At 66.6% G+C, this 15,848-nt stretch carries 12 protein-coding genes and 1 pseudogene; all 13 read left to right on the forward strand.

The window, feature by feature from the left end; genetic code table 11:
• Nucleotides 1–2: 2 nt before the first annotated feature.
• The 13 genes and pseudogenes from ACQ4MS_RS17745 to ACQ4MS_RS17805 all read left to right on the forward strand — a co-directional run bounded on the left by ACQ4MS_RS17745 (nt 3) and on the right by ACQ4MS_RS17805 (nt 15,840).
• Nucleotides 3–1,931 (forward strand): TonB-dependent receptor domain-containing protein, encoded by a 1,929-nt coding sequence (locus ACQ4MS_RS17745; RefSeq protein WP_431095943.1) that lies wholly within the window; start codon nt 3–5, stop codon nt 1,929–1,931.
• A 20-nt stretch (nt 1,932–1,951) separates the two neighbouring features.
• A complete protein-coding gene (locus tag ACQ4MS_RS17750) occupies nt 1,952–3,304 on the forward strand; it encodes a cobyrinate a,c-diamide synthase (protein ID WP_431095944.1) in 1,353 nt (450 codons plus the stop codon).
• A complete protein-coding gene (locus ACQ4MS_RS17755) occupies nt 3,297–4,148 on the forward strand; it encodes an ABC transporter substrate-binding protein (protein WP_431095945.1) in 852 nt (283 codons plus the stop codon). The genes ACQ4MS_RS17750 and ACQ4MS_RS17755 overlap by 8 nt, the downstream gene beginning before the upstream one ends.
• Nucleotides 4,141–4,731 carry a bifunctional adenosylcobinamide kinase/adenosylcobinamide-phosphate guanylyltransferase gene (gene cobU / locus ACQ4MS_RS17760; RefSeq protein ID WP_431095946.1) on the forward strand — a complete coding sequence of 197 codons (591 nt, stop codon included), beginning with the start codon at nt 4,141–4,143 and terminating at the stop codon, nt 4,729–4,731. Before ACQ4MS_RS17755 ends, cobU begins: the two co-directional genes overlap by 8 nt.
• A complete protein-coding gene (locus tag ACQ4MS_RS17765; RefSeq protein ID WP_431095947.1) occupies nt 4,728–5,612 on the forward strand; it encodes an ABC transporter substrate-binding protein in 885 nt (294 codons plus the stop codon). Before cobU ends, ACQ4MS_RS17765 begins: the two co-directional genes overlap by 4 nt.
• A complete protein-coding gene (locus ACQ4MS_RS17770; RefSeq protein WP_431095948.1) occupies nt 5,609–6,688 on the forward strand; it encodes a FecCD family ABC transporter permease in 1,080 nt (359 codons plus the stop codon). Before ACQ4MS_RS17765 ends, ACQ4MS_RS17770 begins: the two co-directional genes overlap by 4 nt.
• A gap of 8 nt (nt 6,689–6,696) precedes the next feature.
• Nucleotides 6,697–7,473: pseudogene (locus ACQ4MS_RS17775) on the forward strand (ABC transporter ATP-binding protein); the annotation flags it as partial.
• Nucleotides 7,474–7,497: 24 nt separating this feature from the next.
• Complete coding sequence (gene cobO, locus ACQ4MS_RS17780) at nt 7,498–8,067, forward strand: cob(I)yrinic acid a,c-diamide adenosyltransferase (RefSeq protein WP_431099612.1); 570 nt, start codon at nt 7,498–7,500, stop codon at nt 8,065–8,067.
• Nucleotides 8,068–8,289: 222 nt separating this feature from the next.
• Nucleotides 8,290–9,135 carry an ABC transporter substrate-binding protein gene (locus ACQ4MS_RS17785; protein ID WP_431095949.1) on the forward strand — a complete coding sequence of 282 codons (846 nt, stop codon included), beginning with the start codon at nt 8,290–8,292 and terminating at the stop codon, nt 9,133–9,135.
• A 22-nt stretch (nt 9,136–9,157) separates the two neighbouring features.
• Entirely contained in the window at nt 9,158–10,228 is a 1,071-nt protein-coding gene (cobW, locus tag ACQ4MS_RS17790) for a cobalamin biosynthesis protein CobW (RefSeq protein ID WP_431095950.1), read from the forward strand.
• Nucleotides 10,229–10,244: 16 nt separating this feature from the next.
• Nucleotides 10,245–14,063, forward strand: coding sequence for a cobaltochelatase subunit CobN (gene cobN / locus ACQ4MS_RS17795; RefSeq protein WP_431095951.1), 3,819 nt, complete (start codon nt 10,245–10,247; stop codon nt 14,061–14,063).
• Nucleotides 14,060–15,160, forward strand: coding sequence for an ATP-binding protein (locus ACQ4MS_RS17800; protein ID WP_431095952.1), 1,101 nt, complete (start codon nt 14,060–14,062; stop codon nt 15,158–15,160). Before cobN ends, ACQ4MS_RS17800 begins: the two co-directional genes overlap by 4 nt.
• Nucleotides 15,139–15,840 carry a vWA domain-containing protein gene (locus ACQ4MS_RS17805; RefSeq protein ID WP_431095953.1) on the forward strand — a complete coding sequence of 234 codons (702 nt, stop codon included), beginning with the start codon at nt 15,139–15,141 and terminating at the stop codon, nt 15,838–15,840. Before ACQ4MS_RS17800 ends, ACQ4MS_RS17805 begins: the two co-directional genes overlap by 22 nt.
• Nucleotides 15,841–15,848: the final 8 nt, after the last annotated feature.

Below are 15,848 nucleotides of genomic sequence, written 5' to 3' on the forward strand. Positions count from 1 at the left end.
CCATGAAAACCTGTGTTTTCCACGCACGCCTTGCCGCGCTTCCGCTGGCTGCGGCCGCTGCATTTCCCGCCGCCTTTTTTGCCGCGTCTCCTGCCTTGTCCCAGACGGCGGCCCAAGCCGGCACTGCGCCGCAACTCAAGGAAATGGTGGTGACCGCCACGCGCAGCGCCCAACCCATTGGCGATGTCATTGCCGACGTCACGGTGATTGACCGCGAAACCATCGAGCGGGCTGGCCCGGTGGGGTTGGCCGATGTTCTGGTTCGCGTGCCCGGCATACAGGTCACCCGCAACGGCGGCATCGGCAGCAATACCAGTGTTTTTGTGCGCGGGGGAGAAAGCCGCCATACCCCGGTTTTTGTGGACGGTGTGCGGGTGGAGTCGCAGACGACGGCCGGAGGCGCCTCCTGGAACAACATTCCCTTGTCATTGATCGACCGGATTGAAATCGTGCGCGGCCCCAGCAGCGCGGTTTATGGCTCCGACGCCGTGGCCGGCGTAATCCAGATATTCACCAAGCGCGGCGAGGGCCCGTTCTCCCCCTCTGTGACGGTGGGCTACGGCTCCTACAACACCAGCCGGGTCGAGCTCGCCGCCAGCGGTTCAGCAGGCGCCTTTGACTACTCGCTGGGTTTGACGCAGGGGCAAAGCAACGGCTTCAACGCCCGGACCGTTGCCACCCAGAATCCCGATGCTGATGGTTACAAGAGCCTGAGCGCCAATGCCAAACTGGGCTTGCAGATCAGCCCCGATCACCGCGTTGAAGCCAATGTGTTGCAAAGCCATGTCGACGCGCAATACGACGGCGGCCTCACCCGCGATTTTCGCCGCATCAGCGACCTGCAGACCCTGGGCCTGCAGTGGGAAGCCAAGTGGTCCGGCCAATACAGCACCAAGCTGGCAATCACGCAAGGCACCGACTCGGGTGAAGAGGGCCTGAACGGCTCGACGCCGCAAATTTCTTATGACAAAAGCACCATCAGCACGCTGTTGTTCCAGAACGAATACCGCATTGGCGCACATCTCCTGAGCGCCACGCTGGAAAGCCGACGCGATGTGTTTCGCCTGGTCGGCTCCTCGGCCGTGCCGAGGGGCATGAGCGCCATCAACCGGGACCGTTCACTGGACGGCGTGAGCCTGGGATACGGTTGGAGCGGCGGCGCGCACACCCTGCAGCTCAACGCCCGCCATGACACGGACAGTGAATTCGGCGGAAAGACCACCGGCTCGGCGGCCTATGCGTTTGCGCTCACGCCGCAGTGGAAAGTGTCCGCCTCCGCCGGCACCTCTTTTCGGGTTCCTACCCTGTACCAGCGCTTCAGCATCTACGGCACTTCGACCTTGAAGCCCGAATCCGGCCGCAGCGTTGAAATGGCGCTCAAGTACAGCCAAGGGACTGCCCAATACGGCGTTACCGCTTACCGCAACCGCCTGACCAACCTGCTGAGCTTTGTCACAGGCAATGGTCCCTGCCTGAATGGAGGCCCGCCGACGGTGCTGAGCAACCGTTCTTGTTATGCCAATACGGCGCAGGCGGAGTACACGGGGTTGACGTTCACGGCGGCCGAGACGCTGGGCAATGTTCACCTCCATGGCTCACTGGACTTGCAGAATCCGAAGAACCTGGTCACCGGCCGAACCCTGCAACGCCGCTCCCGCCAATATGGAACACTGGGCGCCGAAATGCCACTGGGCGGCTGGAAGCTGGCGGCAGACCTGGTGATGGCTTCGCGCACGTTCGACAGCGACAACAGCAACGTGGTGCTGCCGGGTTACTCTCTGGTGAACCTGAGCGCCACGACGGCGCTGTCGCGCGACTGGAAGCTGGTCGCCAAGCTGGACAATGTGACAGACAAGGCTTACCAGACTGCCGGCACCTATGCCAATGGCCGGCGTTCCGTGTACGTTGGCCTGACCTGGGCGCCCCAGTAAGCTTGTCAGCCGTGTAAATCATGCAAACTGCCATCCGCTGCCCCGCCATCCTCATCGCCGCGCCCGCTTCCGGCCAGGGCAAGACGACGGTGGCATGCGCGCTTGCGCGGCTGCATGCACGGCAGGGCCGGCGGGTGCGGGTATTCAAGTGCGGCCCCGACTTCCTGGATCCGTACTGGCTCGCGCTGGCCAGCGGCGCTGCGGTGCACCAGCTCGATTTGTGGATGACGGGCGAGGCCGACTGCGCCCGGCGCCTGCACGAAGCCGCGCAGAACGCAGATCTCATCATTGTGGAAGGTGTGATGGGCCTCTTTGACGGGCAGCCCAGCGCGGCTGACCTGGCGCAGCGCTTTGGCCTGCCGGTGCTGGCGGTGATTGACGCCGGCGCCATGGCCGGTACGTTTGGCGCGCTGGCCTGGGGCCTGCAAAGCTACCGTGAGGGTTTGCGCCTTGCCGGCGTGCTGGCCAACCGGGTCGCATCCGAAGCGCATGCCGGGATGCTGGAAGACAGCCTGCGCGACCCGGCACAGTGGCAAGGCGCCTTGTTGCGCGATGCGGCCCTGACCCTGCCCGAGCGGCACCTGGGTCTGGTCGTGGCTTCCGAGCTGGCGCGGGGTGGTGAAGCCCTGCAGCGGCTGGACGCAGCGGCCGATGCCTTGGCCGGGACGAAGCTGGGCCAAATGGATATGGCAGCCCTGCAGGCTTGGGCCGTCGCGTTTGAAGCGCCGGATCCGTTGACGCCGGCTTTCCCGGCGGGCGCGCTGCAAGGCAAGACTATCGCCGTGGCGCGTGACGCTGCCTTTTGTTTTATCTATGCCGCCAATCTCGATTGCCTGCAAGACCTGGGCGCCCAACTGGCGTTCTTTTCGCCGCTCGCCGACAGCGAATTGCCGCCTTGCGATGCCTTGTGGCTGCCCGGCGGCTATCCCGAGCTGCACGCCCCCGCACTGGCGGCCAACAGTGCCATGAAGGCCGCCATCACTCGCCATGTGCAGGCTGGCAAGCCGGTCTGGGCCGAGTGTGGCGGCATGATGGCCCTGTTTGAACAGCTGACGGTAGTTGACGGCAGCAGCTATCCGATGTGGGGCGTGTTGCCCGGCAGCGTGGCGATGCAAAAACGCCTTGCAGCGCTGGGCCCTCAGGCGCTGGATTTGGCGGGTGGTTCGCTGCGTGGCCACACCTTTCACTATTCCACCTGTACTTCGCCCCTGACTGCTGCCGGGCGGACCCGGCCGGCTCCCGGGCGCAAAGTGCGCGCAGAAGGTGAAGCACTCTACGCATCCGGTTCCGTCAAGGCCAGTTATTTCCACGCCTGGTTTTCCTCCAGCCCGGCCGCAACGGCACGCCTTTTTTTGAAAGACAGCCATGACTGACAAAACCGGCGACTGGCGCAGCCTGGCTGTCGGCAAGGGTACTTCGGCCTACGGCCCGCAGCGCATCGTCTGCCTGACCGAAGAACCCACCGAATGGCTTTACCTGCTGGGTGAAGAGCGGCGCATTGTCGGCATTTCGGGCTACACCGTGCGGCCGCTACGTGCCCGCGAAGAAAAGCCCAGGGTCAGCGCTTTCTTGAGCGCCAAGATCGACAAGATCGTCGAACTGAAGCCGGATTGCGTGATTGGCTTTTCCGACCTGCAGGCCGACATCGCGTCGCAGCTCGTCAAAAAAGGCATCCAGGTCACCATCTTTAACCAACGCAGCGTGGCCGAGATTTTCTCCATGATGTACCAGCTCGCCGCTATGGTGGGCCAGGAGGCGCGCGGCCTGGCGCTCATGCAGGGCATGCAAAAACGCCTGCTGGAGATCGAGCGGGCCGCCGCCGGGCTCAAGCGCCGCCCACGCGTTTACTTTGAGGAGTGGTATGACCCGCATATCAGCGCCATCGCCTGGGTATCCGAGGTGATGGGCATCGCCGGCGGCGACGACTGCTTCCCGGAACTGGCCGCCAAGGCCATGGGCAAGGAGCGCATCATTGCCGACGGCCGTGAGATCGTGCGGCGTAACCCGGACATCATTTTCGGCTCCTGGTGCGGTCGCAAGTTCCGGCCTGAACACGTGGTGGCGCGTGCTGGCTGGGAAAACGTCAATGCTGTCAAAACCAGGCAATTGTTCGAGATCAAGTCCGCCGAGATCCTGCAGCCCGGCCCGGCGGCGCTGACCGATGGGGTAGAACAATTGCATCGGATCATCATGGATTGGAGCCAGGCCCATGGCTGAGCAACTAGCCCTCGCACGCAGTGAACTGATCCTCGGTGGCCAGAAAAGCGGCAAGTCGCGCCGCGCCGAGCTGCTGGCGCAGCAATGGCTGGCGCAGTCGCCGCAGCACCAAGCCGTGCTGATTGCCACAGCCCAGTCCTGGGACGACGAAATGCGCGAACGCATTGCCCGCCACCAGCAGGACCGGGCCGCCCGCGTGCCCGGCATGGCCACAGTGGAAGAGCCGCTGCAGCTGGCGCAAGCCATCACCCGGCACAGCGGTAGCAATACCCTGGTGCTTGTCGATTGCCTGACCCTCTGGCTGACGAATTTGCTGATGCCGGCGGAAATTCTTAAGGAAAAAGAGCCGGTAGCCCAAGAAAACCAGGGGCCTATAGCTATGGTTTTAGGAGCGATCCGCACCGCCCAAGGCCCCGTGATCCTGGTCGGCAACGAGATCGGGCTGGGCGTGATTCCGCTGGGCCGCGAGACGCGCGCTTTTGTCGATGCGCTGGGGCGGCTGAACCAGGACGTGGCCGCCGCCTGCCAGCGTGTGACGCTGATGGCGGCAGGGCTGCCGCTCACTTTGAAAGACTCCGCATGAACGCTTTGCGGCTGGCCGGAAGGTGCGCGCTGTGGCTGGCCCTGCTGGGCAGCGTGAGTGCGGCAGTGGCGCTGCAGGTCACCGACGACCGCGGCGTCACCGTCACGCTGGCGCAGGCACCGCAGCGCATTGTCAGCCTGCTGCCTTCATTGACCGAGACCGTGTGTGAGCTGGGCCAGTGCCAGCGCCTGGTCGGGGTGGACCGCTATTCCAACTTCCCCGAGAGCGTGAAAAAGCTGCCCCAGGTTGGCGGCGGGCTGGACCCCAACATCGAAGCCATTGTCGCCCTCAAACCCGATGTGGTGCTGATGGCTACCTCGTCGCGCGCCGGCGAGCGGCTGCAGGCGCTGGGCATCAAGGTGGTGGCGCTGGAGCCCAAGCGCCACGCGGATGTGCAACGCGTGATGTTGAAGCTGGGGCAAGTACTGGAAGTGCCCGATGCGGCACGCATCTGGCGCGCTATCGACGCCGGGGTCTCAGCCGCCGCCCAGTCCTTGCCCGCCAGTGTGCGCAGCGTGAAGGTGTACTTCGAGGTCAACCAGGGGCCGTATGCGGCCAGTGAGTCATCTTTCATTGGCGAAACGCTCACGCGCCTGGGCGTCAAAAACATCGTGCCGGGCAAGCTCGGGCCCTTTCCCAAACTCAACCCCGAATACATAGTGCGCGCCAACCCCGAGCTGATCATGATCGGTCAGCGCAGTGCCGATGGTCTGACGACGCGGCCCGGCTGGCAAAGCATTCGCGCACTGCGCGAGCAGCGGGTCTGTATTTTCCCGCCCGATGAGGCGGACATGCTGGTGCGCCCCGGCCCGCGCATGGCTGAGGCGGCACGCCTCATGGCCAGGTGCTTGATGACGAAAACCACTGGAGCCAAACCATGATGCAGGCCCGCGTGTGGTGGCTGGTCTGGGCGGGTGTGCTGGGCGCGGTGGCGCTGATAGCGCTGGGCATCTGCGTGGGCAGCGCCGGGCTGGAGAATTTGATCGGGCCGCTGCTCAACCCCGCGCAAGACCCGGCGCAAACCGCGATGGCGCAGCAAATCGTCTGGCAAATCCGCCTGCCGCGCACCCTGGGCGCCTGGGCCGCCGGCGCTTTGCTCGGTCTGGCCGGTGCCGTGGCGCAGGGCCTGTTTCGCAATCCGCTGGCCGACCCCTATTTGCTGGGCAGCGCGTCGGGGGCTTCGCTGGGCGTGGCGTTGGCGTTGGCTGCCTTGGGCGGTGGTGCGGGCATGCTGGGCGGCAACATGATGAATGGCGGTGTGGCCGTCAGCGTGTTCTCCAGCAGCCTGTGGGTGCGCCTGGGATTGACCGGCGCGGCGTTTTTGGGTGCGGTGCTGGCGGTGATGTTGACGCTGGTGTTGTCGCGCGGTGTGGGGCATACCTTGCGCCTGCTGCTGGCGGGTGTGGTGGTAGGCGTGGTGCTGGGCGCCATGACGCACCTGGTGTTGTTGTTCTCACCCGAATCGCTGCAGGCCATGCAGGCCTTCATGCTGGGCTCGACCGCCTTTGTGGGCTGGACCTCCTGTCTGCTGATGGCCGGCGTCTGGGGCGTGTGCGTGCTGGCGGCATGGCTGCTGGCGCGTGTGCTCGACGGCCTGAGCCTGGGCGACGCCACGGCCGTCAGTCTGGGCCTGCCGGTGGCGCCCATGCGCGCGGCCCTGGTGGCGGTGCTGGCGCTGGCCACAGGGACCGCAGTGGCGCAGACCGGCTTGATCGCCTTTGTGGGCCTGGCCGCGCCTCACCTGGTGCGCTCGGTGGTCAAGACCACGCATGCCCACCTGATGCTGCTCTCCAGCCTGATGGGCGGCGTGCTGCTGATGGCCGCCGACACGCTGGCGCGATGGTTGATTGCTCCGCAGGAACTGCCTGTGGGCATGCTCACCGCGGTGCTGGGCGGCGGCTACCTGCTGTGGCTGATGCACCGCAGCAGCAACCTGGGCGGAGGGCGCGCGGCATGAGCATTGCTATGAAATCAATAGCTATAGGCGCCGATTCCATAAGGGCCAGTCTCGGAAATGGCGTGCAAAAGCAATGTGTGCTGCACGGCATCAGCCTGGACATTGCCGCCGCGCGGTGGACCAGCATCGTGGGTCCCAACGGCGCTGGCAAGTCCACCTTGCTCAGGGCGCTGGCCGGCGTGCTGCCGCACAGCGGTAATGTCACGCTGCTGGGCCAGCCGATGGACGGCCTGCCGCACCGCGAGCGCGCCCGCCAGCTGGCCTGGCTGGGCCAGAACGAAACTTCTGCAGACGACCTGACGGTATGGGACGTGGCCATGCTGGGCCGCCTGCCGCACCAGGCCTGGCTGGCGCCGCCCAGCGCAGCGGACCACGCTGCGGTGGAGCAGGCGCTGCGTGCCACCCGCGCCTGGGACTGGCGCGAGCGCGCACTGGGGCAACTGTCGGGCGGCGAGCGCCAGCGCGTGCTGCTGGCGCGTGCCCTGGCAGTGCAGGCCCAGGTGCTGCTGATGGATGAGCCCTTGGCCAACCTGGACCCGCCGCACCAGGCCGACTGGCTGGACGTGGTGCGCGCCCTGGTGGCCGAAGGAAAAACCGTGGTCAGTGTGTTGCATGAGATCACCATGGCACTGCAGGCCGATACCATGGTCGTGATGGCCGAAGGCCGCGTCACCCACCAGGGCGCCTGCGCCGACCCGGCCACCCACCGTGCACTGGAAGACGTATTTGACGGGCGCATTGCGGTGCACCCTTTGCAGGGGCAGTGGATTGCGCTGCCCAAAGTTACCCAACCTTTCAAGAGGGCTCCCATGCAGATTGAAACCCCACCCGTCGATTACGAACGTGTCGTTCCCACGGCCGAGCGCCGCGGCCTGATCATGGTCAACACCGGCCACGGCAAGGGCAAGAGCACCGCGGCCTTTGGCCTGGCCCTGCGTGCCCACGGCCGCGGCAAAGCCGTCAAGGTCTACCAGTTCATGAAAGTGCCCTCGGCGCGTTTTGGCGAGCACCGCCTGTTCGAACAGCTGGGTATTCCCATTGAAGGCCTGGGCGACGGCTTTAGCTGGAAGAGCCGGGACCTGGAGCACTCAGCCCGGTTGGCGCTCGATGGTTGGACCAAAGCCGAAGCCACCATCCGCGCGGGTGAACATTTCATGGTGGTGCTGGATGAAATCATGTATCCGCTGCGCTATGGCTGGATTCCGCTGGAAACCGTGCTCACCTGCCTGCGCGAACGCCCGCCGCATGTGCATGTGGTGCTAACCGGCCGCAACGCACCGAACGAGCTGGTGGAACTGGCCGATACGGTGACGGAGATGGCTTTGATCAAGCACCATTTCAAAGCAGGCGTTCCGGCCCAGCGCGGAATTGAGGACTGAATGGCCCCCACGCTTTTCACTTCGCCTTCGGCTCCGTGCAATGCGCGAGGCCTTGCAGGCCGCGGCTTGCGAGACGCTTCGCCTCTGTCGCCCGTCCAAGCCTGCGCAGGCAGGCTTGGAGCCGCGGGCTCCAGCCCCGAGGGGGCGCTGCGCCTGCGGCCCGGCAAAGCCGGTTCCACGGCCCTGGCTGGTGCAAATCCGGCGCGGACTCGGAGTTTGCGCATGCGAGTTCCCGCTGTGGCGTTGTTGGTGGTGCTGGGGCTGCTCTCGGGGTTCGCGATGGCGCAGGGTGCGCAGCCTGTGCCGCGCATCGTCACGCTCGCGCCCTCGCTGACCGAGGCCGTGTGCGCGCTGGGGCATTGCGAGCAACTGGTAGGCATAGACCGGCATTCGACCTGGCCCGCTTCGGTGCAAGCGCTGCCGAAAGTTGGCGGGCTGGAAGACGCGCAGATCGAACGCATCGTCACGCTGCGGCCCAGCCTGGTTTTTCTGGGGCCGCGCAGCCGTGCGGGCGAGCGCCTGCAAGTGCTGGGCGTGCCGGTGATGATGCTGGACGCGCGCACCCATGCCGGCTTGAAGCGCATGCTGGTGAAGCTTGGCGATTCCCTGGGGGAGCCCGCCCGTGCCGCCGAGCTGGTGGCACGCATCGACGCCGATCTGGACGCCGCGGCAGGGCGCATGCCTCCCGCTTTGCGCGGACGTACTGTCTATGTGGAAGTGGGTGCAGGGTCATCTGCCGCCAGCGAAAAAAGCTTCATCGGCGAGACCGTCGCCAAGCTGGGCCTTGTGAATGTCGTGAGCGGGGAGTTGGGCCTGTTTCCCAAGATTAATCCCGAGATGCTGTTGCGGCGCCCGCCGGACCTCATCATTGGCCCGCGCGCCACGCTGGCCAATCTGGCAGACCGCCCCGGCTGGAGCACGCTGCCCGCGGTGCGCCAGCGGCAGTTGTGCCTGCTGGACACCGAACGCATGGACCTGCTGTCGCGCCCCGGCCCACGCCTGGGCGAGGCCGCACAGATGCTGGTGGAATGCCTGAAGGCACTGCCGCCCGTGAATTCGCCCCGTTAATTTTTCAACCGAGACACACCCTATGCAAACCCGAAAAATCCCTGCCACCATCGTTACCGGCTTCCTGGGCAGCGGCAAGACCACGCTGCTGCGCCACCTGCTGGCCAATGCGCAGGGCCGCCGCATCGCCATCATCGTGAACGAGTTCGGCGAGCTCGGCATCGACGGCGAATTGCTGCGCGGCTGCGGCATAGGCTGCGACGAGAACGGCGAAGAAAACGGGCAGCTCTATGAACTGGCCAATGGCTGCCTGTGCTGCACCGTGCAGGAAGAGTTTGCGCCCGTGATGGAAAAACTGGCCGCCCGCCGCGACCAGATCGACCACCTGATCATCGAGACCTCGGGCCTGGCCCTGCCCAAGCCGCTGGTGCAGGCCTTCCAGTGGCCTGCGCTGCGCAACACCTTCACGGTGGATGCGGTGGTGACGGTGGTGGACGCGCCTGCGGTTGCTGCGGGGGACTTTGCCGACGACCCGGTGGCCGTGGATGCCCAGCGCCGTGCTGATGACAACCTCGACCACGAATCGCCGCTTCACGAGCTGTTCGAAGACCAGCTTGCCACGGCCGACCTGGTGGTAGTGCACAAGACGGACGGCGTGACGGCCGCACAGCTGGTGGATGTAGAAGCCGCCATCCGTGCCGAGACCGCTCCCGGCGTGAAGCTGGTGCACGCGCAGCATGGCCGTATCGACATTGGTGTGTTGCTGGGCCTGGAGCGCGCGGTGGAAGATGTCATCGACCAGCGCAAGACCCACCACGACGAGGAAGAAGACCACGACCACGATGCCTTTGATTCGGTGCAGGTGGCGCTCGACGTGCCCAGCCGCGATGCTTTGCTGGCTGCGCTGCGTGGCCTGGTAGAGCGCCACGAGATCTACCGCGCCAAGGGCTTTGTAGCCTTGCCCGGATCGGCCATGCGCCTGGTGGTGCAGGGCGTGGGGACGCGCTTCGACAGTTATTTCGACCGCCCCTGGCGCGCGGACGAAGCGCGGCAGTCGCGTCTGGTGCTGATTGGTTCTGAGCTCAATGCTGCGGTGTTGCAGGCGGAACTTGAAGCAGCGCTGGCCTCTTCTTCAACGCCTGTTGCTGCTTAAAGCAAGAGAAGATTCCATGCATCTGCTCTCCACACGCCCCGGCGGCCACGTTGAAGACGGTGGCCAGGGCGTGGTGCGCGTGGAGCAAACGCCGGGCGACATCGTGGTGCTCAGCGCGGCCGACACCACGCTGGCCTTGCTGGCTGATGCGGCCGGACAGCTGGGCCCTGACTTTCCGACCGTACGCCTGGCGAACCTGATGTGGCTGCGCCAGCCTGCGTCGGCTGACATGTATGTGGACGAGGTGCTGCAGCATGCGCGTGTGGTGATCATCGACCACCTTGGGGCGGCCAGCGACTGGGCCTATGTGGTGGAGCGCGTGCGCGAGTTGGCCCGTGAACGCGGCCAGTGGCTGGCCTTGTTTTCGGGCGATGCGAGTGAAGACCTGCAGCTGCTGTTGCGCAGCACCGCCCCGCATGAAGATTGCCGGCAGCTTTGGCGCTGCCTGCGTGAAGGCGGCCGTGACAATGCCCGCACTTTCTTTGAATTGATCGGCCATGCCGCCTTTGGACTGGGCGCACGCCCCGCACCACCCGCGGCCTTGCCGCCAGCCATGGTCTACCGGCCGCAAGAGACGTCTCCATGGCAAGACGGCGCCCCGGCGGCGCTGCTGGTGTTCTACCGCGCCCATGTGCAGGCCGGCAACACGGCGGTGTTTGACGCCATGCTGTCGGCATTGGATGCCGCGGGCCTGAATACCGTGGCCGTGGCGGTGGACTCGCTGAAGAACCCGGCCAGCCTGGCGCTGTTGCAGTCGCTGGCGGCTGAGTATCAGGTGGGCGTGGTGCTCAACGCCACCAGCTTTGCCGTCACCGCGCTGGATGGCGATGATGCGGACAGCGTGGAAGGCGCGCAGGTGGACCCGCTGGCAGGCGACGCCCCGGTGCTGCAGCTCATCACCGCAGGCTGTTCGCAAGAGCAATGGCAAGCCGACCCGCACGGCCTGGCGCCGCGCGACCTGGCGATGCAGGTGGTGCTGCCCGAGGTGGACGGCCGCATCGGCACCCGCGCTGTCAGCTTCAAGGGTCTGGCCTGGCGCGATGAGCGCACCGAGGTCGACGTGGTGCGTTACCAGCCCGAACCCGAGCGTATGGCCTTTGTCGCCGAACTGGCGCGCCGCTGGTGCGTGTTGCGCACCAAGCCCAATCCGGACAAGCGCGTGGCGCTGGTCCTGGCCAACTACCCCAATGACGATGCGCGCCTGGCCAACGGCGTGGGCCTGGACACGCCGGCCTCTACCGTCGCCTTGTTGCAAGCCATGCAGGACGCCGGCTACGCCACGGGCACATTGCCGGGCGGCGGCGATGCATTGATCGCCGCGCTGGTGGCAGGTGTCACCAACAACCTGGACGCCAACGGCGTCAGGCCGGCAGGCCAGAGCCTGGCCATGGCCGACTACCTGCAGGACTTCAACCAGCTGGACGCCGCCAGCCGCGAAGCCGTGAATGCGCTGTGGGGCGCACCCGAACAGGACCCCATGGTGCGCAGCAGCCGCTTCATGGTTGCAGGCCATCGTTATGGCAATGTGTTTGTCGGCATCCAGCCCGCGCGTGGCCGTGATCTGGATCTGATCGCCACCTACCACGATGCCGACCTGGTGCCCACGCACAACTACCTGGCGTTCTACTTCTGGCTGCGCCGCAGCTTTGCGGTGGATGCGGTGGTACATGTGGGCAAGCACGGCAACCTCGAATGGCTGCCCGGCAAAAGCGTGGCACTGGGCGCGGCCTGCTGGCCTGACGCCATCCTCGGCCCCTTGCCGCACCTGTACCCCTTTATCGTCAACGACCCTGGCGAGGGCAGCCAGGCCAAGCGCCGCACCCAGGCGGTCATCATTGACCACCTGATGCCGGCCCTGACCCGCGCCGAGACTTACGGCCCACTGCAAAAGCTGGAGCGGCAGATGGACGAGTACTACGAGGCCCTGTCGCTGGATCCCCGGCGCGCTCAGCGTTTGCGTGAAGACATTCTGGACCGCGTGTTGACCGAGAACTTGCACACCGACCTCGGCTTTGCCAAACCAGTCGACGATGCGGGCCGCCAGGCACTGCTGCAGCGGCTGGACGCCTACCTCTGCGAGATCAAGGAATCGCAGATCCGCGACGGCCTGCACATCCTGGGGAGTTCGCCGCAAGGCCGCCAGCAAGTCGACACGCTGGTAGCGCTGGCGCGTTTTCCCGGCGGTGCGGCCGCAGGGCAGCGCAGCCTGCTGCTGGCATTGGCCCAGGACTTGACGCTGGACGGCGTCGAGGGGTTTAACGCACTCAGCCCCGAGTGGGCCACTCCATGGCGTGGCCCGTATCCCGCGGTCTTGCAGCAGTTGAGCAGCGAAGCCTGGCGCCACGCGGGCCACACACGCGAGCGGCTGGAGTTGCTGGCCAGGCAACTCGTCGCCGACCATGTGGTGGCCGATGAGCCATGGGATGCCGCCGACTGGCCACACACCGCTCCAGTGCTGCAACGCATGCGCCAGGTGCTGCGCCCGCGCCTGGATGCCTGCGGCCCGCAGGAGATCGCCCAGTGCCTGTGCGGCTTGTCGGGCAGGTTTGTACCCGCCGGCCCGAGCGGCGCGCCCTCGCGCGGCCGGCCTGACGTGCTGCCCACCGGGCGTAACTTCTATTCAGTGGACACACGTGCCGTGCCCACGCAGACTGCCTACGCCATGGGCGCTGCCGCCGCCGAGCGGGTGGTCGAGCGCCACCTGCAGGACCACGGAGAGATGCTGCGCTGTCTGGGCCTGTCGGTCTGGGGCACCAGCACCATGCGCACTGGCGGCGAGGACATCGCCCAGGCCTTTGCGCTGCTGGGCGTGCGGCCCAAGTGGGCTGATGGCAGCAGCCGCGTAGTGGACATTGAAGTGCTGCCCATGGCCATCAGGAACCGGCCGCGTGTGGATGTGACCTTGCGGGTGTCGGGCTTTTTCCGCGATGCCTTCCCAAACGTGATCGACCTGTTCGACACCGCCGTGCGCGCGGTGGCCGCGATCAGTGAAGAGGACGAACCCGACGACGTGAACCCCATCCGCGCCCGCGTGCAGCGCGAAGCGGCTGAGGCTGAGGCCAGGGGCCTCAGCGCCGAGGCCGCCGAGCGCGAGGCCAGCTGGCGCGTCTTCGGCCCGCGCCCCGGCGGCTACGGCGCCGGGCTGCAGGAGGTGATGGCCAGCGGCCGCTGGAACGACGGCGCCGACCTGGCCCAGGCCTATCTGCGCGCCGGTGCCTTTGCCTACGGCCAGGGTGAACATGGCGCGGCCGCGCGCGGCAGTTTTGAACAGCGCCTGGCCGGGCTGGACGCCGTGCTGCACAACCAGGACAACCGCGAGCACGACGTGCTCGATTCGGACGACTACTACCAGTTTCAGGGGGGCATGGCGGTGGCCGTTGAACACCTGGCCGGCATGCCGGCCGCGCTGTACCACGGTGACTTCAGTGTGCCGGGCGCGCCGCGCATCCGCACACTGGGCGAAGAAGTGGCGCGCGTGGTGCGCTCACGCGCCGTCAACCCCAAGTGGCTGGAGGGCGTGCGCCGCCACGGCTACAAGGGCGCGTTCGAGATGGCCGCCACGGTGGACTACCTGTTTGCCTTTGACGCCACCACCGGCTTGGTGGCCGACCATCAATATGCGCTGGTGGCCGAGGCCTACCTGCACGACGACACCAACCGCGCGTTTTTGCAGCAGCACAACCCGGGCGCCCTGCGCAGCATCGGCGAGCGCCTGCTCGAAGCCATGCAGCGCGGCCTGTGGCAGGCGCCTGGGGATCACCGGGAGCGCATTGAAGACCATTTGCTGGCGCTGGAGCACCGGCTTGAAGAACACGGAGAAGGACCCCTGATATGAGCATACTCATGAGCATTCCTGAACTGAACATTGCCGTCGAGCCCGCCATACGCGCGGCCTTTCCCTTCACCGCGCTGGTCGGGCAGCCGCAGCTGCAGCGCGCGCTGCAGCTGGCGGCCATAGACCCCGGCATCGGCGGCGTACTGATCAGCGGCCCGCGCGGCACGGCCAAGTCCACGGCGGCCCGCGCACTGGCCGCACTGCTGCCTGGCGCGCCGTTTGTGACCTTGCCGCTGGCGGCCAGCCTGGAGCAACTGGTAGGCACGCTGAATGTGGAAGACGTATTGCGCAACGGCCAGGTGCGCCTGGCACCCGGCCTGCTGGCGCGTGCCCATAACGGCGTGCTGTATGTAGACGAAGTCAACCTGCTGCCCGACGCGCTGGTCGATGCCTTGCTGGACGCAGCCGCCAGCGGCGTCAATACGGTGGAGCGCGATGGCATTTCGCAGCAGCACGCCGCGCGCTTTGTCCTGGTGGGCACCATGAACCCGGAGGAGGGCGAGCTGCGCCCCCAGTTGCTGGACCGCTTCGGCCTCTCGGTGGCCCTGGCCAACCCGGTGGATGCGCAGCAGCGCACCGCCATCCTGCGCGCCCGCCTTGGCTTTGATGAAAACCCCGATGTAATGGCCGCGCAGCATGCCGAAGAACAACGCGCCCTCAGCGCCGCATTGGTAACGGCCCGTGCCGCGTTGCCGCGCGTGAGCTGGCCTGATGCGGTGCTGCACCATGCGGCGGCCTGCGCAATCGCTGCCGGCGTAGACGGCATGCGCGCCGACCTGGTGATGCTGCGCGCCGCGCGTGCGCTGGCGGCGCTGGAAGGGCGTGGCGAAGTGACTGTGGCTGATGTGGATGCGGTGGCCGAATTGGCACTGGCGCACCGCCGGCCCGAGGGCAGTGCGGCGCAGGCACCGGGGAACAGCAACGGGTTGGGCAACGCATCGCCTCCATCAAAAAACAATCCGGAACGCTTGCAAGACCAGTTGCCTCCCGCATCTGCGCCGCCAGCGCCTCAAGGCGACTGGGGCGCGCTGCCTGCCCAGCCCGAAGGCACCGCCAAGGTCCACGCGATGGCAGGGTGGCCGCCAAAAAAAGCCTAGGCCACCCCGGCAGCCGGCCCCGCAACGGGCCCGGCAGCTGGCGGTGGCCTCCACCCCGCATTCCATCATCAGGCGTCACTGCGCGATCGCACAGCGCATCGCTGCGCAGCACGGCCATTGCCTGGCTGCCCACGGTGCTGGCCAAGGGGCCGGCCCCCCTCAAGCGCGAGCACTTGCGCCGTCAGCCCGCGGCCTTGCGCGCCGGCCGCCTGCATTGCATCGTGCTGGACACCTCGGGCTCCATGCGCCGGCACGGCCGTCTGGCGCTGGCCAAGGGCCATGCCGCTTTCATGATCGAGCAGGCCGCCAGACAGGGTGATGATGTGGCGCTGCTGTGCTTCGGCGGCCAGGGCGTGGAGCTGCTGCTGCCGCCAGGCCGCGCCCGCGCCGCTGGCAGCCAGCGCCTTCGCCCCGTGGGCGGTGGTGGCGGCACGCCGCTGGCCGCGGCACTGGCCCAGGCCGACCGCCTGCTGCAACGCACGCTGCGCAAAAGTGGCCCCGCCGAATGCTGGCTGTGGCTGCTGACCGACGGCCGCACGCTGGAACAGCCGCAGCCCCCATTGGCCGCGCAGCACCTGGTGATCGTGGACTTTGACGATCCGCAGAAAACCCTGGGCCGTTGTGCCGTCTGGGCCGCCCGCTGGGGCGCGGAACACCGCCAGCCCATGGCGCCGGCCTGACCCGTAAC

The organism is Polaromonas aquatica, assembly GCF_050626995.1.
GTDB classification, from domain to species: Bacteria; Pseudomonadota; Gammaproteobacteria; order Burkholderiales; family Burkholderiaceae_C; genus Polaromonas; species Polaromonas aquatica_A.